Consider the following 24,016-nt stretch of genomic DNA (forward strand, 5'->3'; position numbering starts at 1 on the left):
CACGTTTGTCGTACTACGCCCTGTTCGCCTGCCCCAGACGAGTGAGCCGGCCGACGGATCCTCAGATCCGACACCCCCGAATCGCTCACGGAACGTCACAAGTGGTCTCAGCAGCCATGAACCCGTCCAGCTGCGGGCAGAAACGATCTGTCAGAAGTGCCACTGGATCCGGGACACTGGACAGTGGCTGGAAGGCCCTTGGGTCTGCCTCTATGATCGGCACACTTTCCTGCACGGACAGAGATCGAGTGCACTGCGGGAGCTAGCGGTGAGCGGAACGTCCGAAGGGCCGGCGCCCGCGGCAGACCTCGACCGGGGCGCCGTAACAGAGAGTGACAGCATCTATCGGTCCGTCTTCAGGACCGCGTCCGTCGCCATGGCGGTCGTCGATCGCGAGGGCCTGGTGGTCGTCGCCAACGACGGGTTCGGCGCGCTGCTCGGCAGCCCGCCGGACGCGCTGACCGGCAAGGTCGCCGCCGATCTGGTGGACCTGGCCTCCGACGCCCGTACCTGGCACGCCTACCGCGAGGTGCTGCGCGGCCGCGAGGCCCGGCTGCGCTGCACCCGGCGCATGAAACACCCCGACGGCCAGTCCGTCTGGGTGCAGGTCACGGTCGCCCCGCTGCCGGGCCGCGGGGACGGCGTGCTGCTGTCCGTCACCGACATCAGCGCCCAGCGTGAACTCCAGGGCAGACTGCGGCACTTGCAGATGCACGACCCGGTGACCCGGCTGCCCAACCGCACCCTGTTCTTCGAGCGGCTGACGGCCGCGCTGGAGGCGGGGTCGTACGAGGAGAGCGGCACCGGGCGGATCGGCCTGTGCTATCTGGACCTGGACGGCTTCAAGGCCATCAACGACACCCTCGGCCACCGTATCGGCGACCGGCTGCTGGCCGCCGTCGCCGAACGGCTGACGCGGTGCGCCGACGAGGCCGGGTACGCCAGAGTGAGCGCGCCGCTGGTGGCCAGACTCGGCGGCGACGAATTCGCCCTGCTGGTCGAGGACTCGACGGGCACCGAGCAGCTCGCCGACCTCGCCGAGTCCGTCCTGAAGGCGGTCCAGGCGCCCTTCGACCTCGCCGGTCAGCGGCTGTCGGTGTCGGCCTCGATCGGGGTCATCGAGCGGCACGCGGCCGGCACCACCCCGACCGCCCTGATGCAGGCGGCCGACACCACCCTCTACTGGGCCAAGGCCGACGGCAAGGCCCGCTGGACACTGTTCGACCCGGAGCGCAACGCCCACCGCATGACCCGTCAGGCCCTCGCCTCCCATCTGCGCCCCGCCATCGAGCGCGGTGAGTTCGTGCTGGAGTACCAGCCGCTGGTGGGCATGGCGGACGGACGGGTCAACGGCGTGGAGGCGCTGGTCCGTTGGAACCACCCGCAGTTCGGTGTCCTGACGCCGAATCGGTTCATCGGACTGGCCGAGGAGGACGGCTCGATCGTGCCGCTCGGCCTGTGGGTGCTGCGTACGGCCTGCCGCCAGGCCCGGCGCTGGCAGCTCGACCACCCCGAGGACCCGCCGCTGTTCGTCAGCGTCAACGTGGCCGTCCGCCAGGTCTGGGACTCCGACCTGGTGGCGGAGGTCGCCCAGACCCTCGCGGAGACGGGCCTGGCACCGGGGCTGCTGCAGCTGGAGCTGACCGAGTCGGCGGTGATGGGCTCCGCGGGGCGCCCGCTGCAGGCCCTGCAGGCGCTCAGCGACATGGGCGTCCGCATCGCCATCGACGACTTCGGCACCGGCTACTCCAACCTGGCCTATCTCAGCCGGCTTCCGGTGTCCGTGCTGAAGCTGGACGGTTCCTTCGTCCGCGGCTTCCAGTACGAGGGCGACAAGGAGGGGACGGTGGCGCCCAACCCGGCCGACGAGGTCGTCGTCGAGGCGATGGTCCAACTCGCCCACCGGCTGGGCCTGACGGTCACCGCGGAGTGCGTGGAGACCTCGGCGCAGGCGACCCGGCTGCGCCGCATCGGCTGCGACACCGGCCAGGGCTGGCTGTACTCGCGGCCGGTGTCGCCCGAGCGGATCGGCGAGTTGATGGGGACTCAGGCCGAGGCGGTCGGCAACCCGTAGGCGTCCGCGATGAGTTCGTAGGAGCGCAGGCGCACCTCGCCGCGGTGGGTGTGCGAGGTGAGCATCAACTCGTCGGCGCCGGTGCGCTTGTGCAGGGCGTCCAGACCGGCGACGACCTCCTCGGCCGTGCCGTGCTCGATGTTGGAGGTCCAGGAGGCGACGAACTCCTCCTCGTACGGGCTGAACTCGTGCTTCTCCGCCTCGTCCGGGTCGGGGAACAGGCCCGGCCGGCCGGTGCGCAGCCGGATCATGTTCAGGGCCATCGCGCGGGTCTGGCGGCGGGCCTCGCGCGGGTCGTCCGTGGCGAGGACGGAGACGCCGATGAGGGCGTAGGGCTCGTCCAGGACGTCGGAGGGGCGGAAGGACTCCCGGTACAGCTCCAGGGCCGGGACGGTGTTCTGCGCGGAGAAGTGGTGCGCGAAGGCGAAGGGCAGGCCGAGGACGCCGGCCAGGCGGGCGCTGAAGCCGGAGGAGCCGAGGAGCCAGACCGGCGGCCGGTGCGGGGACTGGACGCCGCCGGGGGACGTGGCCTGTACGGGGCCGGGCACGGCGTGGATGCGGCGGTAGGGGTGGCCGTCGGGGAAGTCGTCGTCCAGGAAGCGGGTCAGCTCGGCGAGCTGCTCGGGGAAGTCGTCGGCGCCCTCGTTGAGGCGGTCGGTGCGGCGCAGGGCGGCGGCGGTGGCGCCGTCGGTGCCGGGGGCGCGGCCCAGGCCCAGGTCGACGCGGCCCGGCGCCAGGGCCTCCAGGGTGCCGAACTGCTCGGCGATCACCAGGGGCGCGTGGTTGGGGAGCATCACGCCGCCGGAGCCGAGACGGATGCGGTCGGTGTGGGCGGCGAGGTGGGCGAGGATCACGGCCGGCGAGGAGGAGGCCACGCCCGGCATGGAGTGGTGCTCGGCGACCCAGTAGCGGTGGAAGCCGCGGGACTCGGCGTACCGGGACAGCTCGACGCTGGTGCGCAGAGCGTCGGTGGCGGTACTGCCCGCGCCGACGGTGACCAGGTCCAGTACGGAGAGGGGGACGGGGGCGGTGCCCTGTACGGTGCCCCGGATCTCGTCTGCCGTCACGGTGGGTGCCTCCTGTTGGTGCGACGCGGTATGCCCAGGGGACTAACAGGAGGCGGTCTCCGCTTATTCCCGCGATCCCGACGTCCGGCGCCCGGCGATCGGCGCTCGGCGCTCGGCGCCCGGCGCTCGGCGCTCGGCGCTCGGCGCCCGGCGATCGGCGCTCGGCGCTCGGCGAGGGCGCTCGGACCCGCACGAGCGGGGCCGTCCGTCACCCGACAATCGGCGAGGGCACTCGGACCCGCACGAGCGGGGCCATCCGTCACCCGACAATCGGCGAGGGCGCTCGGACCCGCACGAGCGGGGCGCTCAGACCTGCACCAGCGGCTCCCTGGTGAACAGCGCCCCCATCATCGGCGCGTTCACCCGGCGCTCCGCCAGCCGCAGGCCCTCCCAGACCGTGACCTGGTTGGCGGTGAGGACCGGCTTGCCCAGCTCCTTCTCCAGGGCCGGGATGTGGGCCGCCGTGTGCAGGGCGGTGTCCGGCAGGAGCAGGGCCTCGGCGTCCGGGGTGTCGGCGTCGCGGGCCAGCAGCCCGATCTCCGCCTCGTCCCAGGTGGCGACCTCGGCGGCGGTGACGATGCCGGCGCCCCGGACGGAGGTGACCTCCACACCACCCGCGCGCAGGAAGTCCGCGAAGAGCTCCGCGACGTCCTCGGGGTAGGTCGCGCCGACGGCCACCTTGCGCACGCCCAGCTCGCGCAGCGCGTGCACGAAGGCGAAGGACGTGGAGGAGGCCGGCATCCCGGCCGTGACGGCGAGGGTGCGCACCTGGTCGTGGGCGCCCTCCCAGCCGTACACGAAGCTGCCGCTGGTGCACGCCCAGACCACCGACTCGGCGCCCGCCATGCGCAGTTCGTCGACGCCCGCGGCCAGCCGCTCGGCCGAGCCCATCTCCCGCAGGGCGTCCACCCGGTGGGCGTCCGTACCGATGTCGGTGTGGACGACGTCGAGGCGGATGTCGCTGCCGAGCAGCTGCTCGATGCGCGGGTAGTCGTCCTCGGCGGAGTGCCCCGGGTAGAGGAATCCGAGTGCGGTCATGACCTGCCTTCCTGCTGCTGTTCACCGTCCGGGAGTTCCGGCACCACGGGACCGGAGCGCGCCGCCGGATCGATCAGCGCCTGATACGGCCCCACCGCCCGGGTACCCATTCGGGCCAGCGCCGCCCACATGGTCACCTGGTTGGCCGAGATGACCGGGATGCGCAGTTCGGCCTCCAGCTGCGGGATGACGTCGTAGGTCGGCAGGTTGGTGCAGCTGATGAAGAGCACGTCGGCGGCGCGCCGGACCGCCCGGTGCGCCATGGCGACGACGTCGCGGTACGGCACCTTCCAGATGTGCCGGGTCAGCCCCATGTACGCGCACCCGGTGACCTCGGCCCCCGCCTCGGCGACGTACTCCTCCAGGGCGCGGGTGACGGACTCGGTGTACGGCGTGACCAGCGCGACCCGCCGCGCGCCGAGCGCCGCCAGGGCCTGAAGCAGCGCGCCCGAGGTGGTGACCGAGGGGACCGCTCCGGCCCGGGTCATCGCCGCGCACATCGCCCGCTCCCCGGCGATCCCGCCGACGAAACTGCCGGAGGTGCAGGCGTAGGCGACGACCTCGGGGGTGATCGCGGTGAGGGTGCGCACCGCGTCGTCCAGCGTCTGGTGCTCGCTGACCAGCCGGGCGAGGTCGAGGCTGACCTCGACCGGCACGAAGGGCGTGCGGGTGAGGTGCAGCGACACCTCGTCGGGGACCCAGCGCCACAGCTCGCGGTCCAGGGCGAAGTCGAACGGGGCGACGACTCCGACACCGCGCTGCGGCCGGGGACCACCCAGGAAGGACACGTCCATGACGGCCACCGCCCTCACTGTGAGAAAGGGGTGAGCAACGGACCGTACGTACGCCCGTGTTGACGAAGGTAGGTTCGGGTGCGAGCGTGGTCAAACCTCGCATGTCAGACGGCCGCCCCGCTCCGGAATCGAGTCCTCGCGCATGACCGTCCCCACCGTCCTGGTCCTGGACGCCGATCCCCTCCCCCGCCTCGGGCGCCTCACGGGCCGCGCCCGTGTGGAGCACGCCGACGCCTCGACGCTGGCCGAGCGGCTGCCGCACGCGGACGTGCTGCTGGTCTGGGACTTCACGTCCCGGGCGGTGCCGGCCGCGTGGCCGGGCGACGGGCCGCGGCCGCGCTGGGTGCACACGGCGAGCGCGGGCGTGGACCATCTGATGTGTCCGGAGCTCGCCGCCTCGGACACCGTGGTGACCAACGCGCGGGGTGTCTTCGACCAGCCGATCGCCGAGTACGTCGCCGCCCTCGTCCTCGCCATGGCCAAGGACCTGCCGAGGACGCTGGAGCTGCAGCGGGAGCGGACCTGGCGGCACCGGGAGAGCCAGCGGGTCGCGGGCACGCGGGCGTGCGTGGTGGGGTCCGGGCCGATCGGCCGGACGATCGCCCGCACGCTCAAGGCGCTCGACATCTCCACCGCGCTGGTCGGGCGCACCCCGCACACCGGCATCCACGGCCCCGAGGACCTGGACCGGCTGATCGCCCGCGCCGACTGGGTGATCGCGGCCGCCCCGCTGACCGAGCAGACGCGGGGCATGTTCGACGCCCGCCGCTTCGACGTCATGCAGCCCTCGGCCCGCTTCATCAACATCGGGCGCGGCGGCCTGGTCGTCGAAGGGGCCCTCGCGGACGCCCTCGCCAAGCGCTGGATCGCGGGCGCCGCCCTGGACGTCTTCGAGCACGAACCCCTCACCCCCGACAGCCCGTTGTGGCGGGCCCCGGGCCTGATCGTGTCCCCGCACATGAGCGGCGACACGGTCGGCTGGCGCGACCAGCTCGGCGCGCAGTTCGTCGAGTTGTACGAGCGCTGGGAGACCGGCCGGCCCCTGCTGAACGTGGTCGACAAGCAGCGGGGGTATGTACCCGGACGCTGAACAGCCGAGCGATGGAGGGCAGATGACGGACCTCGACCTCACCGAACTGACCGCCGCACGACTCGTCGAGGGGTACCGCAAGGGCGAGTTCAGCCCGGAGGAGGCCACGCGGGCCGTGCTGGAGCGGGCCGAGCGGATCCAGCCGGAGGTCAACGCCTTCGTACGGCTGCTGGGGGACGAGGCGCTCGCCCAGGCGCGGGAGTCGACGGGGCGGTGGCGGCGGGGCGAGCCGAAGGGACTGGTGGACGGGGTCCCCACGACCGTCAAGGACATCATCCTGCTGAAGGGCGCACCGACCCTCAAGGGCTCCAAGGCCATCTCGGAGCAGGGGAGTTGGGACGAGGACGCCCCGTCCGTGGCCCGGCTGCGGGAGCACGGAGCCGTCTTCATCGGCAAGACCACGACCCCCGAGTTCGGCTGGAAGGGCGTCACGGACTCACCGCTGTCCGGCGTCACCCGCAACCCGCACGACCCGTCCCGTACCGCCGGCGGCTCCAGCGGCGGCGCTGCGGCCGCCGTGGCCCTCGGCGCCGGGCCCCTCGCGCTCGGCACGGACGGCGGGGGCAGTGTCCGTATCCCGGCCGCGTTCTGCGGGATCTTCGCGCTGAAGCCGACGTACGGCCGCATCCCGCTGTATCCGGCGAGCGCCTTCGGCACGCTGGCGCACGTGGGGCCGATGACCCGGGACGCGGCGGACGCGGCGCTGCTGCTCGACGTGATCGGCGTGCCGGACAGCCGTGACTGGTCGGCGCTGGGGCCGGCGCCGGGGTCGTTCACGGCGGGGCTGGCGGGCGGGGTGCGGGGGCTGCGGGTGGCGTACTCGCCGTCCCTGGGCGGGCAGGTGGCCGTACAGCCCGCCGTGGCCGCCGCGGTGCGCCGGGCGGTGGAGCGGCTGGCGGAACTCGGCGCGTACGTCACCGAGGCGGACCCGGACTTCGCCGACCCGGTGGACGCCTTCCACACCCTGTGGTTCTCCGGCGCGGCCCGGGTCACCCAGCAGCTGTCGCCGCGGCAGCGGGAGGCGCTCGACCCCGGGCTGAAGGAGATCCGGGCGGCCGGCGCGCGCTTCTCCGCGCTCGACTACCTCGCCGCGGTGGACGTCCGCATGGAGCTCGGCCGCCGGATGGGCCGCTTCCACGACTCCTACGACCTGCTGGTCACCCCGACGCTCCCGATCACCGCGTTCGAGGCGGGCGTCGAGGCGCCGAAGGGGTCGGGGCACCGGCGCTGGACGGGCTGGACGCCGTTCACCTACCCCTTCAACATGACCCAGCAGCCGGCGGCGACCGTCCCCGTCGGCACCGACGGCGACGGCCTCCCGGTCGGGCTGCAGCTGGTGGCGGCCCGGCACCGGGACGACCTGGTGCTGCGGGCCGCCCACGCGCTCATGTCCGGCGGAAGCTGAGCGTCTCCCCCGCCGCGCCCGAGCGCCACAGGTCGTTGCAGCCCTCGGCCATCGCCTCCAGGCCCTCCACGACCTGGCCCCAGACGATGCCGGGGACCCAGCCGACGTCGGCGTTGATCAGCAGGTTGTTGCGTTCGTAGAAGAGGGCGAGATCGACGACCGTGGTGCCCGCGCGGACCTCGCGGTCGTAGCCGTAGGCCTTCGTGCCGAGTTCCGTCCCGGCGAAGGAGAAATAGCAGAGATCTCCCGGAATGGGGGTTACTGTCGGATTTTCCAGGGGTGGTTCGGATGTCGCGAACGGAGGGAACAGGGCGTAGATCTCGTTGCGCGCGTATTTCGCGTGGTAGACGTCACCCGCCAACGGCAGGGCGTCCCACACCGCCGCACAGGTGAGGGGGGCACGGTCGTCCAGCAGTTTTGCCGTGCAGGTGATTCCGCGTTTGACCAGCGAGACTTCCAGGAAACGGTCGGCCATGACATCCATGGTGCATACATCGCATGCCTTCGGGTAGCCGCGCCGCCATGGCTCCACCTTTTGGGTACGAGAACGACAGAGACACCCCCGGGACCACACGCCGGTCGCTGCTCGCGGGGGTGGCGGCGCTCGGCACACTGGGGGCCGCGGGCTGCAGCCGCGTGGCCACCGCGTCCACCGTCGAGGGCGGTGACCTGCTCGAACGGCTGCGCGCCGCCGGTGTGGTGCGGCTGGGAATCGCGGGTGAGATCCCCTTCGGATACATCGACAAGAACGGCGAGCTGACCGGTGAGGCGCCGGAGCTGGCCAAAGTCATATTCAAGCGCCTGGGCATCGACAAGGTGCAGCCCGTGCCCACCGAGTTCGGCTCGCTGATTCCCGGTCTGAATTCCCAGCAGTTCGATGTCGTGGCGGCCGGGATGTACGTCAATCCCGAGCGCTGCCAGCAGGTGATCTTCGCGGATCCCGACTATCAGATGCTCGATTCCTTCATCGTCCGCAAGGGAAATCCAAAAGGTCTTCACACCTACAAGGACGTCGTCGCGAAGAAGGCCAGGTTCGCCACCGGCACCGGTTATGCGGAGATCCAGTACGCCGTCGACGCCGGATACAAGCAGAGCGACATCCTGATCGTCCCGGACCAGGTCGCGGGCCTGAACGCCGTCGAGGCCGGACGCGTGGACGTCTTCGCCGGCACGGCGCTCACCACCCGCGCGGTGGTGAAGAAGTCCGCCAAGGCCGAGGCCACCAAGGCCTTCGCGCCGCTCGTGGACGGCAAGCCGCACGTCGACGGCGGCGCCTTCGCGTTCCGGCCGACCGAGACCCGGCTGCGGGACGCCTTCAACGTGGAGCTGCGCAAGCTGAAGAAGAGCGGCGAACTCTTCCGCGTCCTGCGGCCCTTCGGCTTCACGCAGGACGAGATGACCGACCTGACCGCCAAGGAGCTGTGCGGGGGAGGCAAGAGCGGATGACCACCGGACTGTGGGAACTCGTACTCAAGGGCATCTGGACCACCGTCCAGCTGCTGGTCCTCAGCAGCCTGCTGGCGGCGGCCGTCTCCTTCGTCGTCGGCGTCGCGCGCACCCACCGGCTGTGGATCGTCCGCTTCCTCGCGGGCTTCTACACCGAGGTCTTCCGCGGCACCTCGGCCCTCGTCATGATCTTCTGGGTCTTCTTCGTGCTGCCCCCGGCCTTCGGCTGGCAGCTGGTGCCGATGTGGGCGGGCACCCTCGCGCTCGGCCTGACCTACGGCGCGTACGGCTCGGAGATCGTGCGCGGCGCGCTCGGCGCGGTCGACCCGGCGCAGAAGGAGGGCGGGATCGCGCTCAGCTTCACGCCCTGGCAGCGCCTGCGGCTGATCCTGCTGCCGCAGGCGGTGCCGGAGATGATCCCGCCGTTCTCCAACCTGCTGATCGAACTGCTCAAGGGCACCGCGCTGGTGTCGGTCATGGGCATGGGCGATCTGACGTTCAGCGCCAACCTGGTGCGGCTCGCGCTGCAGCAGAGCGCGGAGATCTACACGTACGTCCTGCTCATCTACTTCGTGATCGCGTTCCTGCTCACCCGGGTCATGCGGGGCCTGGAGAAGAAGCTGAAGGCGGGGGTCGGCAAGGCGCCCGAGCGCAAGGTGACGGCTCCCGAGCCCGTGGGCGCGGGCGTCGGTGTCGGAGGCGTCGGAGGGGGTGCGTCATGACGTGGGACTGGAACGCCGTGAGCGAGTTCATGCCGCACTTCTGGGACGGTGTGCTCGTCACCCTGCAGGCCCTCGCGCTGGGTTCGCTGATCGCGTTCGCGCTGGGCCTGGTGTGGGCGCTGCTGATGCGGACGCCGACGCGCTGGGTGCGCTGGCCGGTCGGTGTCGTCACCGAGTTCGTGCGCAACACCCCGCTGCTGGTGCAGCTGTTCTTCCTCTTCTACGTGATGCCCGAGTGGGGCCTGACGATGTCCGCGCTGACCACCGGCGTCATCGGCATCGGGCTGCACTACTCGACGTACACCATGCAGGTCTACCGCGCCGGCATCGAGGCCGTGCCGGCCGGCCAGTGGGAGGCCGCGACGGCGCTGAACCTGCCGCGGCTGCGGACCTGGCAGGTGGTGATCCTGCCGCAGGCCATCCGCCGGGTGGTGCCGGCCCTCGGCAACTACGTCATCGCGATGCTCAAGGACACGCCGATGCTGATGGCGATCACCGTGCTGGAGATGCTCGGCCAGGCGCGGCTCTTCTCCCAGCAGCACTTCCAGTTCACCGAGCCCCTCACGGTGATCGGCGTGGCCTTCATCGTCATTTCCTATCTGGCCTCCCTTCTTCTGCGAGCCCTGGAGCGACGCCTTGTCCACTGACGCCCCCCTCATGAACGAACCCGACGCCCACGCGAACCCGCCGGTGGACGGCAGCGAGCTGATCCGGCTCGAGCAGGTCACCAAGCGGTTCGGCGACAACACGGTCCTGGACCGGCTGGACTTCTCCGTCGACTCCGGCAAGCACGTCACCCTGATCGGCCCGTCCGGCTCCGGCAAGACGACGATCCTGCGGCTGCTGATGACGCTGACCAAGCCCGACGAGGGCACGATCACCGTCGACGGTCAGCGGCTGTTCCCGGCGCCCGAGAAGCAGGTCCGCGAGGTCCGCAAGAAGATCGGGATGGTGTTCCAGCAGTTCAACCTGTTCCCGAACATGACCGTGCTGCGCAATGTCACCGAGGCGCCGGTGACCGTGCTCGGCATGTCGAAGGACGAGGCCGAGCAGCGGGCCCGGGAGCTGCTGGACCTGGTGGGCCTCGCCGACAAGGCCGGCTCCCGCCCCACCCAGCTCTCCGGCGGCCAGCAGCAGCGGGTGGCGATCGCCCGGGCGCTGGCGATGCGCCCGCGGGTGCTGCTGCTGGACGAGGTGACCTCGGCGCTCGACCCGGAGCTGGTGGCCGGCGTGCTGGACGTGCTGCGGGACATCGCCCGCACCACCGACATCACCATGCTCTGTGTGACCCACGAGATGAACTTCGCCCGGGACATCTCCGACCAGGTGCTGATGTTCGACTCCGGCCGGGTCATCGAGTCGGGGCCGCCGGAGAAGATCTTCAGTGAGCCGGAACAGGACCGGACGCGGGAATTTCTGAGCGCGGTGCTCTGACGTCGGAAGGTGAACACGGTTCAACCTCCGAGGTCCGGGGCGCGGGTCATGTCCTTGGCATATGCCAGAGTGCCTGCGCCCCTGCTGAGCGCCGTGCGTGGGCCCCGTTTTCTCGTCAACAACCGCTCACAACAAGCTTCTTGGCCGTTATCGTGGTAGTGATTCGCTGACCGGATTACGGCCCAGTAGTGAACGAGCGCAGGGGGAACCGTGGCGCTGAAGCACGAGCCGACCGCGCCGTACCACTCGGCCCAGGACGCCCTGCGCGTCCTGGAGACGGTGGCGCGGCACACCACCGGAATCACCGACGAACGAATCGCCCGGCACACCGACCTCGACCCGGAGCGGCTGACCACCCTCCTGCGGATGCTGCGCCGCGAGGGCTACGTCGAGCAGATCGCCGACGGCGCCTACGTCACCGGCGACGCCCTCACCCGCCTCAGCTCCGCCGAGGGCCATGAGCAGGCACTGCGCGACAAGCTCCAGCGCACCCTGGACCGGCTGCGCGACTCGGTCGGCGCGGCGGTGTACCTCAGCCGCTACGTCGACGGCGAGGTGCGGGTCTCCCAGTACGCGGACGGGCCCACGACCCCCGTCGTCAACGAGTGGGTCGACTTCCGCTCCTGCGCCCACGCCACCGCGATCGGCAAGAGCCTGCTCGGCCAGCTCGACGTCAACGGCCGCCGCGACCATCTGTCCCGGCACAAGATGGCGCGGCTGACCTCGCGCACCATCACCAGCGACAAGCTCCTGCTGCGCCGCCTGGAGTCCCAGCCGCCGAGCGTGCCCCACCTGGACCTCCAGGAGTACGCGATCGGCACGGTCTGCGCCGCCGTACCGATCACCGCCGGCTCCACGGTCGGCTGCCTGGCCCTGTCGCTGCCCCTCCAGGACGCCCACCGCCTGCGCCGGGCCGCGGACGCCCTGAACCGGAACGCGGCACCAGTACTGCTCTCCCTCGCCATCTGAGGGTGGTCGGAAGCACCCCTTCGGACCAGGTAGTATTTTCTTCGTCGTCACCGGCGGGAAACACTTCGAGCCGGTGGCGAGAGTCATGCGCCGCTAGCTCAGTTGGTTAGAGCAGCTGACTCTTAATCAGCGGGTCCGGGGTTCGAGTCCCTGGCGGCGCACGATGTCGATGGCGAGGCGTGTTCGCGGAAAGCGCGAACCACCTCGCCATCGCCGTTTCTGCGCGGCTTCGCCGCGCTCGGTGGGGGCTCCGCCACCCACCCCCATCAAGAGGGGCCCCTCGTGGGAGCGAGGGGCCCTTCGGCGTCCTCCGGGGTCAGCGGGCGGTACGTCCGCTCCCCCGGTGGCCGCCACCAGACCGGGTCACCGCAGCGGACCCCCTCCTTCCGCAGCCGTGCCCGGTGGATCTTGTTGGTCGCCGTGACCGGCATCCGCTCCACCACCCGCACGAACCGGGGCGCCATCTTCGTGCCGAGGTCGGGCTGCGCGGCCAGGAAGCCGGCGAACCCGGCCGGCTCGAAGGACCCCGCGATCGTCGCCATCACCTGGTCCCCGGTCACCGGATCCGGCACCGCGTACACGGCGACGGCGTCCGCGCCCGGGTACCGGGCGAGGATGTTCTCGATCATCGCGGCGGCCAGGTTCTCCCCGTCGACGCGGATCCGGTCGTCCGTGCGGCCGGCGAAGTAGAGGTAGCCGTCGGCGTCCCGGTAGAAGAGGTCGCCGGTCCAGTACGCACCGTCCCGCCGCCGCTCGGCCTCCGCGCCCGGATTGCGCCAGTACCCCTCGAAGGGGTTCCGCGCCCGGTTGACCAGCTCCCCTATCGCCGCGTCCCCGTTCAGCAGCCGCCCCGCCGCGTCGAACACGGCCGGCGCCCGCTCCCGCCCCGTCTGCGGATCGAGTACGACGAGACCGGGCGCCGCCTTCCCCACCGCCCCGTCGGGCGTCCCCGGCGACCACTGGATCGCGGCCCCGCCCTCCGAGGAGCCGTACCCCTCCACCAGCCGCACCCCGAACCGCCGCCGGAAGGCCGCCGCGTCCACCGCCCCCGCCTCGGTGCCGAAGCCGAGCCGCAGCGGGTTGTCCACGTCGTCGGCACGCTCCTCGGTCGCCAGGATGTACTGCACGGCCCGGCCGACATAGGTGAAGTACGTCGCCCCGAACCTCCGTACGTCCGCCAGGAACCCGGACGCCGAGAACCGCCGCCTCAGCGCCACCCCGGCCCCGGCCGCCAGCGCGGGCGCCCAGTCGGCGATCACCGCGTTGCCGTGGAACATCGGCATGCAGACGTAGTGCACGTCCTCGCGCCGCACCCCGAACTGCCCGACCAGCGAGGCCCCGGCGGCGGCCAGCCGGCCCTGAGAGCAGATCGCCGCCTTCGGGGCACCTGTCGAACCCGAGGTGAAGTACAGCAGCAGCCGGTCACCGGGCCTGGCCCGGGAGGCGTCCGGCACGGCGCCCGCGTAGGGCGCGAGCAGGTCGGCGTACTCCGGGGTGTCGGTCAACAGCAGCCGTACGCCGGGCAGTTCGAGGTCCTTGAGGAGCGGGAGGTGGGTGTGGCCCGTGACCAGGAGACGGCACTCGGTGTGCAGGATGTCCCGGGCCAGTTCGGGGCCGCGGCGGGTGGGGTTGATCCCGGCGACGGCCGCTCCCGCGAGGGCCGCCGCGCTCAACCACAGCGGATATTCGGGGGTGTTGTCGAGCAGCACGCCCACGTGCGGCTCCGCGCCGGGCGGCAGGAGGTCGGTCAGCAGGGCCGCACGGGCGGCGGCGCCGGCGGCCACCTCATGATGGGTGAGCACCTGGTCCTCGAACCACAGCCCCGGACGGTGGTCCCCCCACCGCCCGGCCACCAACTCCGCGACCGTGCGCCTCCTGGAGTCCATGGAGCTGCACAGTAATTGACGGCTCGTCAGATGTGGAGCGCTACGGCATGACTTCGTCGATGACGCCGAATCCCAGATGCACGCTGACCATGAACATGACACAGAAGGCGATGAACACACCGAAGAAGGCCAGCAGACAGCCCTGTTCCGCCACGAGCCGCCCGGGCTGCGGCGGCTTCGCCGTGGCCCGCTCCGGATGCTCCGCCGCATAGCGCACCATGACGACGTCACCGGTGACGACCGTCCTCGGCCCGTTGCTCTCCTCGAAGCGGACGGGACGGCCCTCGCGGGTCGTGAACTCGTAGACGTGGTGCAGTGTCGTGCTCACGGAGGTCTCACCGCCCCCGCTGGTCGTGGTGTACGTGTTCAGGCACCGCGCCTCGGCGGTGAGCCCGCTGTTCCAGGCGCTGCTGATGTGCCGGGCGCGGCGGAGCAGTCTGACCAGGGCGGTGACCGCGAAGGCGATCATGAGCCCGGGCAGGAGGTAGAAGAACGCTTCCATGGCATCCCCCGAGGTCGTACGCCGACCCCGTTCGGCCGGCGTGGGAGGAACCTACCCACACCGGCCCGGCCACGGGCTCAAGAAACCCTCAGAACGTGACGTCCGAGCAGGCGTAGAACGCGTTGCCCGTGTCCGCGATCGTCCAGACGGCGACGATCACATGGTGGCCGCTGAGCCCGGACGGCAGGGTGCCGCTGTGGGAGAGCGTGGCCGGTGGGCGCCGGCCGTCGTAGGGGACGGTGAGGAAGGGGGTGGTGTCGAGGTCGGAGCGGGCCAGGCCGTGGTTCTGGTTCCAGCCCTGCCGGGTGACGTAGTACGTGAAGTCGGTCGTGGCGTGCATGGCCGTGAACTGCCAGCGGAAGGTGTAGCTCTGGCCGCCCGTCACCCGGGTGGTGGGCCAGGCGCCGCCGGAGGGGGTCTTCGGCTTGTCGAGCTGGGCGAAGCGGGCGTTGCCGCCGGAACAGATGGCACCGTCGGCGGGCCCCGCGGCCGGGAAGCCCTTGGGACCCTCGACGCTCTGCGGCTCGTACTGGATGTCGCCGCAGTTCGCCACCGTGCCGTTGGCGCAGAGCTTCTGCCTGCTGATGGGGAGGTCGGTGTAGCCGTGGCCGCTCGCGCTGCCGGCCGAGAGCACGAAGGCCCCGGCCGTGGTGAGCCCGAGCGCGGCGGCGTACCACTTGGTCTTTCCGCGCATGCTGCCGCTCCTGGAGACGTGGGGGAAGTTCCGTGAGGCGTGCAGGTCTAGACCAAGTCCCAGATTATTGCCGTACCTTGGGCATGTCCATACCAATGCTCGGTCGGTTGCGCTCTCTTCCCCGCGGGCCGTTCACGGCCCCTGGTCCCCGCGCCCCGCGCAGAACGCCACCGTCAGGTCCTTCACCAGCGCCTTGCGTTCGTAGTCGTCCAGCTCCACCAGCCCCCGCACGGTCAGCCGGGTCACCGTGTCCTCGACCGAGTCGACGACCGAGGCGAGCATCCCGGCCCGCTGCCGGGCGTCCAGCGCGGCGATCCGGCGGCGGTTCATCGCGGCGGCGACCTCGGGCGCGTACTCGGTGCGCACCGGCCGGACGGAGAACACCTCGAGCCCGACCGGTGCCGCGTCCGCCGCGACCAGCCGGGTCAGCGCGTCCCCGGCCGCCTCGGCCGAGTCCCGCGTGTCGCCCGGCAGTTCCACCGGCACCCGCGCGAGCCCCGCCTCCACGCACTCGCGCAGATAGGTCTCATGGTCCTCGACGCCCAGCACGGCCCGCGCGGTGTCCCGCACCCGCCACACCACCAGCACGGCCACCCTGAGCGCGACCCCGTTCCCGTCGGCCGCCGGCATCGGCTCGCTCCTCCAGTGCCTCAGCCGTACGTCCACCCGGCGGCGCAGCAGCAGCGGGTTGACCCACATCAGCCCGGTCCGCCGGACCGTCCCCCGGTACCGCCCGAACAGCCCGAGCACCCAGGCCCGTCCGGTCCGCCCCCGGGCCAGCCCGCCGAAACCGAACAGCGCGAGAGCACCGGCTCCCGCACAGGCGGCCCACTCGACGGGACCGAGCCCCGCCCCCGCGTGCGCCGGAAGCCGCAGCGCCTCCACCGCGAGCGGCGGCACGACCCCCGCCCACCAGGAGGTCACCGCGCACCCGGCCGCCCCGCACGCCCCCGCGAGCACCCCCACCACCCCGGGCAGCACCCTCGCCCGCCGCTCGACCAGCTCGGGGTCGACCCGCGCCGCGGGAGGGGCCTTCGCCGGGACGGGACGCCGCAGCCGCGGCTGCTCGCCGGTGCCCTGCCGACGGCCGACGACCGCCGGTCTGGCCGGGACCGGCGCCGGATCCGGGTCGTCGCGGAAGAGCAGATGGACGGGGATCTCCATGGTCGACTCGTTCTGGATGAGCCGGCCGGGTCTGGCCGGTCCCTCGGACTCGGGTGTCGGTGAAGTGGTCGTCGTACTCATGCGTGCCTCCAGCCTCCGCGCCAGATGCGTCATGACGGTGAATGGGTCGATCGATCGCCGTACGAACGGAACCGGTTGCCCTACGAGAAGAGCCGCCGCCAGGTCTCCGGTCCCGGATAGCCGTCCGCCGCGCCGCCCCGCCAGCCCTGGGCGCGCTGGAAGGCCTCGACGTTACGGCGGTCCGCCTCGCCCCAGCGCGGACCCGGACCGGTCGTGTAGTACTTGCCGAACCCTTTCTTCACCAGCTGCCGGCCGAGCTGGGTGACGTACTTGTTGTCCGCCCCGGGCCGGAACAGCCCGCGCCCGGGATAACCCGGCACGCCGTGGGAGGCGGGCGCCCCGGGTGCGCCGGCCGCCCCGCCGGTCACCGTCGCCGCCGGGATGTCCTTGCCCCTGCCTGTCACCAGCAGGTCCCAGGTCCGGGGTCCCGGCAGTCCGTCGGCGTCCGCGCCCGTCCAGCCCTGGGCCAGCTGGAAGGCCACGGTGGCCCGTAGATCCGCCTCCGACCAGCGCGGCCCCGGACCGGTGGCGTAGAACCGTGCGCCACCGCGCGCCACGAGCAGCTGCCCCAGCCGGGTGACGTACGCGTTGTCCGAGCCCGGCCCGAAGAACGCCGCCCCGGGAAACGCCGTGGCGCCCGCCCCGGCGGCCGGCGTACTCGGCGTGCTCGGTGTGCTGGGCGTGCTCGGCGTACTGGATGGGCTCGGCGGGCTCTTCGTCGGGCCCGCCGCGTCCGCCTCGAGCCCCTTGTAGCGGTAGGGCACGTACTGGTCCGAGTGGCTCCAGTAGGCGTACGGCGTCGCCTGGCGGCGGGCACCAGGGGGCGTCTCCTCGTAGGCGATGTAGTAGGTGTGGGTGTAGTCCGTCCAGCCGCCGAAAACAACGACGTGCGAGCCTTTCTCGGGGTCGGCGGGATTGTGGAACAGCAGAATGTCGCCGGGCTGCAGATCTTCCTTGGAAATCCGCACCCCGTACTTGTCGAGGCTGCCGGTCCATTCGTTCCCGGGCAGTCCCCAGGCCATGGAGACGAAGCCCGAGCAGTCCTGCCGGTAACCGTCCGTCCAGTAGTCGTCCATGCTGTACGGCACCTCGGCGGCGACCCAGGTCTTGGCCCGGTTGATGATCTCCGTACGGGTGGTGGTGGGCACCCGTACGGCGCTCTGCGGGTGCGCGGGCCGGCCCCCGGGGCCGTGCAGGGGGGCCCTGCTCCCCTGCGGGGTCTGGGGTTCGTCACCTGCGGGGACGCCGGGACCGGAGGGGCCTGCGGGCACGCGTTCAGCCGCGAGCGCCGGTGCCGCGTGGCCGGCGGCGAGGGCTGCGGAGGCGGCGGCGACGATCACGAAGGGGCGGGCGGCCGGATGCCGGGCCGTCGGCGCCGGCGTCGAGTGCCGCAGGGCCGCGCGCCGGTGGGCGCAGCCGGGGCAGTCGCAGTCGCTCGCCGGATCGAATTCCTCGAATACCGGAGTCTCCATGCGATTCCCCTCACACCCGGGACAGAAATGACCGCGTTCGTGCACATCGACCAGTTTCACAACTGTCTTCCCGACGCGCATTCTGACGGTCCGAATGACGTACGGCCCTTCGCGCACCCCCGCCCGGCCCCGAACGGGGTGGTCGGGAGCACCCTCCGGGGTCCGGTAGAGTTACGACGTCAGCAGGCGCCGCTAGCTCAGTTGGTTAGAGCAGCTGACTCTTAATCAGCGGGTCCGGGGTTCGAGTCCCTGGCGGCGCACGATGTCGATGGCGAGGCGTGTTCGCGGAAAGCGCGAACCACCTCGCCATCGTCGTGTCCGCGCGGCTTCGCCGCGCGCGGTGGGGGCTCCGCCATCCACACCCCCCTTTCCCCCGGCACTCCGGCGGCCGGAGTCGAGAAGCCCGCGCAGCACAGCCGCACGCACAGGCAGCCCCCCTCGTTCGATCGAGGGGGGCTGTCGGCCGTTCGGCCCCCTTCGCCGCGCACCGGGTCCTGGAGAGCACTTCGGCACCATCCGCGCCCGTCTGTCCACAACAGGTCCACAAGACCCCCACACGCGTCTCAATGAACGCGTATGACCGGTAAACACCGCGTTTCGCGTCTTGCGATCATGATGAACGCCGTAGAACCCTGTGTCCAAGATGCTGCGGGTACGCGGCAGTTGGGGGAGTAGTAAGCGTTTGCCGGATCTGCGGGGATAGGGGGCCCCGCGCACGAGCGGATGCCGAGGGGGGCATCATGCAACCGGAAGGCCGCCGTTCCATGTCCTGAGTGTGGAGAGTGTGGTGACTGCGGCCAGCCACCGTTGCGCCTGCGAAGGTCGAGGGGGACCGCCGGCAGGCGTGAGGACAACCGACACAACACGCGGTGACCTGCGTGTGGGGGGAATGACTCATGACGTCGACGCCGACGGGCGCCCGGCACAACTTCGACCCGTCAGAAACCACACAGCTGCGCGTTCCTTCGCAAAGGAACAGCCACACCGGCCAGTTCCGCCGGATCAAGAGAACACTGCCCAGATACGACTACGAGCACTACAGCAGGCTGGCCGGCCCCCTCACCCAGCCCGACCCCGACAAGCCCTACAAGGTGCGGTACCGCTCACTGCTCTCGCAGGAGCCGCACCGGATCCGCGCCGCCCTGATGCTGGGCGCCGCGCCGCTGCTGTCGCTGGTCCTGCTCGCCTGGCTGCTGCAGCCCGAGCACTGGACCGAACGCGCGTACCCCGCCTTCTCCTTCCTGCCGGCGCTGGACGTCGTGATGCTGGTCTCGATCGGTCTGATCGAGTTCTTCCGCTGCATGAACGTGCTGTCCAACGCCCACGCCACCCTGGTCGCCCGCGACCCCGTCCCGGTGGTGCCCGAGACCGGCACGAGGGTCGCCTTCATCACCACGTACGTGCCCGGCAAGGAACCGCTGGAGATGGTGACCAGGACCCTGGAGGCGGCGGTGCGGCTGCGCCACCGGGGCCTGCTCCACGTCTGGCTGCTCGACGAGGGCGACGACGACGAGGTGAAGGCGGTCTGCGCGCGTCTGGGCGTGCACCACTTCTCCCGCAAGGGCGTCGAGCAGTGGAACCAGAAGAAGGGCCCGTTCCGCGCGCGGACCAAGCACGGCAACTACAACTCCTGGCTCCAGGCGCACGGTGACGCCTACGACTACTTCGCCTCGGTCGACACCGACCACGTGCCGCTGCCCAACTACCTGGAGCGGATGCTCGGCTTCTTCCGCGACCCGGACGTCGGCTTCGTCATCGGCCCGCAGGTGTACGGCAACTACGACAACCCCATCACCAAGGCGGCGGAGTCCCAGCAGTTCCTCTTCCACGCCCTCATCCAGCGCGCCGGGAACTTCTACGGCGCCCCGATGTTCGTGGGTACGTCGAACGCCGTAAGGATCAGCGCGCTCAAGCAGATCGGCGGTCTGTACGACTCGATCACCGAGGACATGGCGACCGGCTTCGAGATCCACCGCCACAAGAACCCGGCGACGGGCCGGAAGTGGAAGTCGGTCTACACCCCGGACGTGCTCGCCGTCGGTGAGGGCCCGGCGGCCTGGACGGACTTCTTCACCCAGCAGCTGCGCTGGTCGCGGGGGACGTACGAGACGATCCTCAAGCAGTACTGGAAGGGCTGGTTCTCCCTGCCTCCGGGCAAGCTCTTCAACTACACCATGATGATCGTCTTCTACCCGATGTCGGCCCTCAACTGGATCCTGGCAGCGCTGAGTTGCGCGCTGTTCCTGGGCCTGGGCGCCTCGGGTGTGAACATCGACCCGACCGTGTGGCTGATGCTGTACGGCAACGCCTCCGCGCTGCAGATCGGCCTGTACGTGTGGAACCGCCGGCACAACGTCTCCCCGCACGAGCCGGAGGGCTCCGGCGGTGTGGCGGGCATGGCGATGTCCGCGCTGTCGGCGCCCATTTACGCGCGCTCGCTGATGGACGCCGTGCTGCGCCGCAAGTCCAGGTTCGTGGTGACGCCCAAGGGCGACTCGGCCAGCCCGGACACCCTGCTGGGAACCTTCCGCGTCCACCTGTTCTTCATCCTGGTCTTCGGCGGTTCGATCGCCGCCGGTCTCACCCTGCAGCACTCGCACCCCGCGATGATCGTCTGGGCGTCCTTCGCCCTGCTGATCACCGCGTCGCCGATCTTCGCCTGGCGGTACCAGCTGCTCCGGGCGAGGCGGCAGCCGGCCGCGCCGACGCAGGAGCAGGCCGAGCCGCGAGCGCTGCCGGAGCGGCAGACGCCGCGGCACGGCACCGGGCAGAAGCCCGACTGGGCTGCCCCGCAGGGAGGTTCGGACCTGGGCGACGACCAGACGATGCAGATCGCACTCGGTGGATTCGGGGGACGTAAGGAATGAACGACCGTGCAGGCCGCCGCCGCGCCCGTCGGCTCGCGATCGGGACGGTGGTGGTGCTCGCGCTGGCCGGGATGAACGGGCCTTGGCTGTACCGCTTCGGCACCGAGAAGTACCACCAGTACCAGATCAACAGACCCGAGTACAAAGCGGACAACGGGCACTGGCAGATCGTCGAGTTCCCGAAGGAGTACCGCCAGGACACCATCCACGCGGCGCTGCTGCGGACCGGCAAGGTGCTGCTGATCGCCGGGTCGGGCAACAACCAGGACAACTTCAACGCGAAGAAGTTCGACACCCGGATCTGGGACCCGGTGAAGGGCACGATCAAGAAGATCCCCACGCCCAAGGACCTGTTCTGCACCGGGCACACCCAGTTGGCCAACGGCAACCTGCTGATCGCGGGCGGCACCAAGCGCTACGAGAAGCTGAAGGGGGACGTCACCAAGGCCGGCGGGCTGATGGTGGTGCACAACGAGAACCCGGACAAGCCCATGACGCTGCCCGCGGGGACCGTGTTCACCGGCAAGGAGAACGGCAAGACCTTCGTCTCCAAGGACCCGGTGCTGGTGCCGCGCGCGAAGAAGGTCTTCGACCCGAAGACCGGCAGGTTCCTGCGCAACGACCCCGGGCTCGGCCGGATCTACGTCGAGGCGAGGCTCAGCGGCACCAAGTACGAGACCGGCACCCAGGACAACTACACGATCCAGGGCCTGACCGGCGCCGACGCCCGCAACACCTACGGCATGGCGCAGAAACTCGCCCTGGACAAGAAGGACTTCCAGGGCATCCGGGACGCCTTCGAGTTCGATCCGGTCGCCGAGAAGTACATCAAGGTCGACCCGATGAACGAAGCCCGCTGGTACCCGACGCTCACCACCCTGAGCGACGGCAAGATCCTCAGCGTCTCCGGGCTCGACGACATCGGTCAGCTGGTCCCGGGCAAGAACGAGATCTTCGACCCGGCGAGCAAGAAGTGGACGTACACCAAGAAGATCCGCCAGTTCCCGACCTACCCGGCGCTGTTCCTCATGCAGAACGGGAAGATCTTCTACTCCGGGTCCAACGCGGGCTACGGGCCGGACAACGTCGGGCGCGACCCGGGCATCTGGGACGTGGACACCAACCAGTTCACCAAGCTGCCCGGGCTCAGCGACGCCAACAAGATGGAGACGTCCGGGACGGTTCTGCTGCCGCCCGCGCAGAACGAGAAGTTCATGGTGATCGGCGGCGGCGGGGTCGGCGAGTCCAAGCTGTCCAGCGACAAGACCCGGCTGATCGACCTCAAGGCCAAGAACCCGCACTTCGTGGACGGGCCACCGCTGGAGAAGGGCACGCGCTATCCGCAGTCCTCGATCCTGCCGGACGACACGGTGCTGGTGTCCGGCGGCTCTGAGGACTACCGGGGGCGCAGCGACTCCAACATCCTCCAGGCGCGGATCTACCACCCGGACACCAACTCCTTCGACCGGGTGGCGGATCCGCTGGTCGGGCGGAACTACCACTCCGGGTCGATCCTGTTGCCGGACGGGCGGGTGATGTTCTTCGGGTCCGACTCGCTGTACGGCGACAAGGCCAACACCAAGCCGGGCACGTTCGAGCAGCGGATCGAGATCTACACGCCGCCGTACCTGTACCGGGACTCACGGCCGTCGCTGTCCGGGGGTCCGCAGACCATCGCGCGCGGCGGGACGGGGACGTTCACGTCTCCGCAGGCCTCCGCGATCAAGAAGGTACGGCTGATCCGGCCGAGCGCGTCGACCCACGTCACGGACGTCGACCAGCGGTCGGTCGCGCTGGACTTCACGACCTCCGGGAACCGGATCACGGTGACCGTGCCGAAGAACCGGAACCTGGTGACGTCCGGCTGGTACATGCTGTTCGTCGACGACGACCAGGGGACGCCGTCGAAGGCACAGTGGGTCAAGGTGCCGTAGCCACGGCTACGTGCCCGCCTTGGCGAGGGCGAGTGCGTAACTCGCCCACCACTGGCCCGCCTTCGGGCCCCCCTTGCAGGTGCCGTCCGACTCCCCCGGGCGCTTGACCCAGACGTACGCGTCCACCAGGTCGTCCGCCGTCCTGGTGGTCGGGGTCTCGCCCAGCGCCCGGCCCGGGGGGTTGCACCAGCGCTCGGCGGGGTCGCCGCCCGTGTAGGGGCCGTTGCCGTTGCGGCTGGTGTCGATGACGAAGTGCTTGCCGCCGACCTTGGCGGAGAGCTGCTTGCCGTAGGCGATGGAGTCCTGGGTGGAGTAGAAGTTGGAGACGTTGACGGCGAAGCCGTCGGCCTGGGCGATGCCCGCGCGGGTGAGGGGCTGGAAGATCTGGTCGGGGTGGCCCCAGCCGGCGTTGCCCGCGTCCAGGTAGACCTTGGTGGACTTCAGCGACTTCAGCTTGCCGATCGCGTAGGTGAGCAGGCTGTAGCGCTCCTCCTGGAACTGGCCCTGGGTGCAGCCGTCCACCAGGTGCAGCACGGCGTCCGGTTCGAGGACGACCATCGCCGCGCGGTCTTCGATGCCGGCGGCCACCGCGTCGATCCAGGCGCGGTAGGCGTCGCCGTCGGAGGCGCCGCCCTGGGAGTACTGGCCGCAGTCGCGGTGCGGGATGTTGTAGAGGACGAGCAGGGCCGTGCGGCCCGCCTTGTCGGCGGCCTCGGTGAAGCCCCGGGCCTCCTGCTCGGGGTTCTCCGGGCCGATCCACTCGCCGGTCGGCTGCTCGGCGATCTTGCGGATCAGCTCGGCGTCGGCGTCCTTGCCGGACTTCGCGTACGCCTTCACCTGCCGGGCCGCGTTGCTGTCCGGGTTGACCCAGAACGGGTCGCGCTCCTTGGGCTGTTGGGTGATCGTCGCGCCGGCCTTGCCGTCGTCGCCGCCCGAGGAGGAGCACCCCGCGACCAGCAGTACCGCCCCCAGCGCGGCCGCACAGGCCCCCCTGCTGCCGTACATCCAACTCCCCCTTGGGTGCAACGGTCCTGGGGTCAATCCTGACATACGACCCGAGCCGCCCACGAGGCCGTCCCGGCCTTGTCGGCGAGCTGTTACACCCGCAAGGAGCCGGCAGCCCCTCGCGACGGCGCGAGTCACCAGGACGTATGACGGAAAGCCACCGCACGGGGACTTGGCGTCATTCATCCCCTGGGCTGCGGCGCTCATCCGTTCTAGAGTCTTCTCAGATGGCCCGAGCCCCCGGTCGGCGGTGCACCACCGCGGCCCTCGAACCTCCCGCGCCGGCGCCGGGTCACTCCCGCAGCCCGAGCGCGCGCGGTTGAGGACCAGCCCGGTCGGCGGCTTCGGGGGGAGCGGGCCGCCGACCGGGCC

General features: G+C 70.8%; 20 protein-coding genes and 2 tRNA genes. 12 read left to right on the forward strand and 10 right to left on the reverse strand.

The genetic code is table 11. The annotated features are described in order from the left end of the window. Positions 1 to 268 precede the first annotated feature (268 nt). Positions 269 to 2,074: a putative bifunctional diguanylate cyclase/phosphodiesterase gene (locus MKW14_RS07410; RefSeq protein ID WP_240860005.1), complete on the forward strand. Its 1,806-nt coding sequence runs from the start codon at positions 269 to 271 to the stop codon at positions 2,072 to 2,074. Here MKW14_RS07410 and MKW14_RS07415 read toward each other — a convergent pair. The 3 genes from MKW14_RS07415 to MKW14_RS07425 all read right to left on the reverse strand — a co-directional run bounded on the left by MKW14_RS07415 (position 2,047) and on the right by MKW14_RS07425 (position 4,973). Beyond that, positions 2,047 to 3,141, reverse strand: a complete 1,095-nt coding sequence (locus tag MKW14_RS07415) for an LLM class flavin-dependent oxidoreductase (RefSeq protein WP_240860009.1) — start codon at positions 3,139 to 3,141, stop codon at positions 2,047 to 2,049. The genes MKW14_RS07410 and MKW14_RS07415 overlap by 28 nt on opposite strands. Before the next feature lie 306 nt (positions 3,142 to 3,447). Then, on the reverse strand, positions 3,448 to 4,179 hold the full coding sequence (locus MKW14_RS07420) for a maleate cis-trans isomerase family protein (RefSeq protein ID WP_240860011.1): 732 nt from the start codon (positions 4,177 to 4,179) through the stop codon (positions 3,448 to 3,450). Beyond that, positions 4,176 to 4,973 (reverse strand): maleate cis-trans isomerase family protein, encoded by a 798-nt coding sequence (locus tag MKW14_RS07425; RefSeq protein ID WP_240860457.1) that lies wholly within the window; start codon positions 4,971 to 4,973, stop codon positions 4,176 to 4,178. The genes MKW14_RS07420 and MKW14_RS07425 overlap by 4 nt, the downstream gene beginning before the upstream one ends. Before the next feature lie 142 nt (positions 4,974 to 5,115). On the opposite strand from MKW14_RS07425, the gene MKW14_RS07430 reads away from it, so the two are divergent. Together MKW14_RS07430 and MKW14_RS07435 are read left to right on the forward strand one after the other, a co-directional pair. Next, positions 5,116 to 6,063, forward strand: a complete 948-nt coding sequence (locus tag MKW14_RS07430) for a D-2-hydroxyacid dehydrogenase (protein ID WP_240860013.1) — start codon at positions 5,116 to 5,118, stop codon at positions 6,061 to 6,063. Between the two features lie 22 nt (positions 6,064 to 6,085). Further along, the gene (locus MKW14_RS07435; protein ID WP_240860015.1) at positions 6,086 to 7,468 is read left to right on the forward strand and encodes an amidase; all 1,383 of its coding nucleotides are present in this window, start codon (positions 6,086 to 6,088) and stop codon (positions 7,466 to 7,468) included. On the opposite strand, the gene MKW14_RS07440 is transcribed toward MKW14_RS07435, so the two are convergent. Then, a complete protein-coding gene (locus MKW14_RS07440; RefSeq protein WP_165954980.1) occupies positions 7,449 to 7,943 on the reverse strand; it encodes a DUF3830 family protein in 495 nt (164 codons plus the stop codon). The two genes, MKW14_RS07435 and MKW14_RS07440, sit on opposite strands and share 20 nt — an antisense overlap. Before the next feature lie 47 nt (positions 7,944 to 7,990). On the opposite strand from MKW14_RS07440, the gene ehuB reads away from it, so the two are divergent. From ehuB to MKW14_RS07470, 6 genes are all read left to right on the forward strand, one after another. Beyond that, positions 7,991 to 8,914: an ectoine/hydroxyectoine ABC transporter substrate-binding protein EhuB gene (gene ehuB, locus MKW14_RS07445; protein ID WP_240860017.1), complete on the forward strand. Its 924-nt coding sequence runs from the start codon at positions 7,991 to 7,993 to the stop codon at positions 8,912 to 8,914. Further along, positions 8,911 to 9,636, forward strand: coding sequence for an ectoine/hydroxyectoine ABC transporter permease subunit EhuC (ehuC, locus tag MKW14_RS07450; RefSeq protein ID WP_240860024.1), 726 nt, complete (start codon positions 8,911 to 8,913; stop codon positions 9,634 to 9,636). The genes ehuB and ehuC overlap by 4 nt, the downstream gene beginning before the upstream one ends. Further along, positions 9,633 to 10,283 carry an ectoine/hydroxyectoine ABC transporter permease subunit EhuD gene (gene ehuD, locus MKW14_RS07455; RefSeq protein WP_240860030.1) on the forward strand — a complete coding sequence of 217 codons (651 nt, stop codon included), beginning with the start codon at positions 9,633 to 9,635 and terminating at the stop codon, positions 10,281 to 10,283. Before ehuC ends, ehuD begins: the two co-directional genes overlap by 4 nt. A gap of 10 nt (positions 10,284 to 10,293) precedes the next feature. Beyond that, entirely contained in the window at positions 10,294 to 11,070 is a 777-nt protein-coding gene (gene ehuA / locus MKW14_RS07460; RefSeq protein WP_240860040.1) for an ectoine/hydroxyectoine ABC transporter ATP-binding protein EhuA, read from the forward strand. Positions 11,071 to 11,280: 210 nt separating this feature from the next. Next, the gene (locus MKW14_RS07465) at positions 11,281 to 12,039 is read left to right on the forward strand and encodes an IclR family transcriptional regulator (RefSeq protein WP_240860042.1); all 759 of its coding nucleotides are present in this window, start codon (positions 11,281 to 11,283) and stop codon (positions 12,037 to 12,039) included. Between the two features lie 87 nt (positions 12,040 to 12,126). After that, positions 12,127 to 12,200 (forward strand) — tRNA-Lys (locus tag MKW14_RS07470). 105 nt (positions 12,201 to 12,305) lie between these two features. Here the strand turns inward: MKW14_RS07470 and MKW14_RS07475 are convergent. The 5 genes from MKW14_RS07475 to MKW14_RS07495 all read right to left on the reverse strand — a co-directional run bounded on the left by MKW14_RS07475 (position 12,306) and on the right by MKW14_RS07495 (position 17,838). After that, positions 12,306 to 13,925, reverse strand: coding sequence for an AMP-binding protein (locus tag MKW14_RS07475; RefSeq protein ID WP_240860043.1), 1,620 nt, complete (start codon positions 13,923 to 13,925; stop codon positions 12,306 to 12,308). A gap of 40 nt (positions 13,926 to 13,965) precedes the next feature. Further along, positions 13,966 to 14,427, reverse strand: a complete 462-nt coding sequence (locus MKW14_RS07480; protein ID WP_240860046.1) for a DUF3592 domain-containing protein — start codon at positions 14,425 to 14,427, stop codon at positions 13,966 to 13,968. A gap of 88 nt (positions 14,428 to 14,515) precedes the next feature. Next, positions 14,516 to 15,121, reverse strand: coding sequence for a lytic polysaccharide monooxygenase auxiliary activity family 9 protein (locus MKW14_RS07485; RefSeq protein ID WP_240860052.1), 606 nt, complete (start codon positions 15,119 to 15,121; stop codon positions 14,516 to 14,518). Positions 15,122 to 15,253: 132 nt separating this feature from the next. Then, a complete protein-coding gene (locus MKW14_RS07490) occupies positions 15,254 to 16,366 on the reverse strand; it encodes an SPFH domain-containing protein (RefSeq protein ID WP_240860060.1) in 1,113 nt (370 codons plus the stop codon). Between the two features lie 80 nt (positions 16,367 to 16,446). Continuing rightward, positions 16,447 to 17,838 (reverse strand): peptidoglycan-binding protein, encoded by a 1,392-nt coding sequence (locus MKW14_RS07495; protein WP_240860067.1) that lies wholly within the window; start codon positions 17,836 to 17,838, stop codon positions 16,447 to 16,449. Between the two features lie 186 nt (positions 17,839 to 18,024). Between MKW14_RS07495 and MKW14_RS07500 the strand changes: the two genes are divergently transcribed. The 3 genes from MKW14_RS07500 to glxA all read left to right on the forward strand — a co-directional run bounded on the left by MKW14_RS07500 (position 18,025) and on the right by glxA (position 22,639). Further along, positions 18,025 to 18,098 (forward strand) — tRNA-Lys (locus MKW14_RS07500). Between the two features lie 636 nt (positions 18,099 to 18,734). Continuing rightward, positions 18,735 to 20,705: a glycosyltransferase family 2 protein gene (locus tag MKW14_RS07505; RefSeq protein WP_240860069.1), complete on the forward strand. Its 1,971-nt coding sequence runs from the start codon at positions 18,735 to 18,737 to the stop codon at positions 20,703 to 20,705. After that, positions 20,702 to 22,639 carry a radical copper oxidase GlxA gene (glxA, locus tag MKW14_RS07510; RefSeq protein ID WP_240860071.1) on the forward strand — a complete coding sequence of 646 codons (1,938 nt, stop codon included), beginning with the start codon at positions 20,702 to 20,704 and terminating at the stop codon, positions 22,637 to 22,639. The genes MKW14_RS07505 and glxA overlap by 4 nt, the downstream gene beginning before the upstream one ends. A gap of 6 nt (positions 22,640 to 22,645) precedes the next feature. On the opposite strand, the gene MKW14_RS07515 is transcribed toward glxA, so the two are convergent. Further along, the gene (locus tag MKW14_RS07515) at positions 22,646 to 23,644 is read right to left on the reverse strand and encodes a glycoside hydrolase family 6 protein (RefSeq protein WP_240860073.1); all 999 of its coding nucleotides are present in this window, start codon (positions 23,642 to 23,644) and stop codon (positions 22,646 to 22,648) included. Positions 23,645 to 24,016 lie beyond the last annotated feature (372 nt).

Origin of the sequence: Streptomyces gilvus (assembly GCF_022513565.1) — a bacterium.
In the GTDB taxonomy this organism is placed as follows: Bacteria; Actinomycetota; Actinomycetes; order Streptomycetales; family Streptomycetaceae; genus Streptomyces; species Streptomyces gilvus.

Excerpts from the sequence above, each read along its gene's own strand:
- MKW14_RS07420 (WP_240860011.1), bottom strand. The coding sequence starts at position 4,179 with ATGACCGCACTCGGATTCCTCTACCCGGGGCACTCCGCCGAGGACGAC.
- MKW14_RS07425 (WP_240860457.1), bottom strand. The coding sequence starts at position 4,973 with ATGGACGTGTCCTTCCTGGGTGGTCCCCGGCCGCAGCGCGGTGTCGGA.
- MKW14_RS07430 (WP_240860013.1), top strand. The coding sequence starts at position 5,116 with ATGACCGTCCCCACCGTCCTGGTCCTGGACGCCGATCCCCTCCCCCGC.
- MKW14_RS07435 (WP_240860015.1), top strand. The coding sequence starts at position 6,086 with ATGACGGACCTCGACCTCACCGAACTGACCGCCGCACGACTCGTCGAG.
- MKW14_RS07440 (WP_165954980.1), bottom strand. The coding sequence starts at position 7,943 with ATGGCCGACCGTTTCCTGGAAGTCTCGCTGGTCAAACGCGGAATCACC.
- ehuB (WP_240860017.1), top strand. The coding sequence starts at position 7,991 with ATGGCTCCACCTTTTGGGTACGAGAACGACAGAGACACCCCCGGGACC.
- ehuC (WP_240860024.1), top strand. The coding sequence starts at position 8,911 with ATGACCACCGGACTGTGGGAACTCGTACTCAAGGGCATCTGGACCACC.
- ehuD (WP_240860030.1), top strand. The coding sequence starts at position 9,633 with ATGACGTGGGACTGGAACGCCGTGAGCGAGTTCATGCCGCACTTCTGG.
- ehuA (WP_240860040.1), top strand. The coding sequence starts at position 10,294 with ATGAACGAACCCGACGCCCACGCGAACCCGCCGGTGGACGGCAGCGAG.
- MKW14_RS07475 (WP_240860043.1), bottom strand. The coding sequence starts at position 13,925 with ATGGACTCCAGGAGGCGCACGGTCGCGGAGTTGGTGGCCGGGCGGTGG.
- MKW14_RS07480 (WP_240860046.1), bottom strand. The coding sequence starts at position 14,427 with ATGGAAGCGTTCTTCTACCTCCTGCCCGGGCTCATGATCGCCTTCGCG.
- MKW14_RS07485 (WP_240860052.1), bottom strand. The coding sequence starts at position 15,121 with ATGCGCGGAAAGACCAAGTGGTACGCCGCCGCGCTCGGGCTCACCACG.
- MKW14_RS07490 (WP_240860060.1), bottom strand. The coding sequence starts at position 16,366 with ATGAGTACGACGACCACTTCACCGACACCCGAGTCCGAGGGACCGGCC.
- MKW14_RS07495 (WP_240860067.1), bottom strand. The coding sequence starts at position 17,838 with ATGGAGACTCCGGTATTCGAGGAATTCGATCCGGCGAGCGACTGCGAC.
- MKW14_RS07505 (WP_240860069.1), top strand. The coding sequence starts at position 18,735 with ATGACGTCGACGCCGACGGGCGCCCGGCACAACTTCGACCCGTCAGAA.
- glxA (WP_240860071.1), top strand. The coding sequence starts at position 20,702 with ATGAACGACCGTGCAGGCCGCCGCCGCGCCCGTCGGCTCGCGATCGGG.
- MKW14_RS07515 (WP_240860073.1), bottom strand. The coding sequence starts at position 23,644 with ATGTACGGCAGCAGGGGGGCCTGTGCGGCCGCGCTGGGGGCGGTACTG.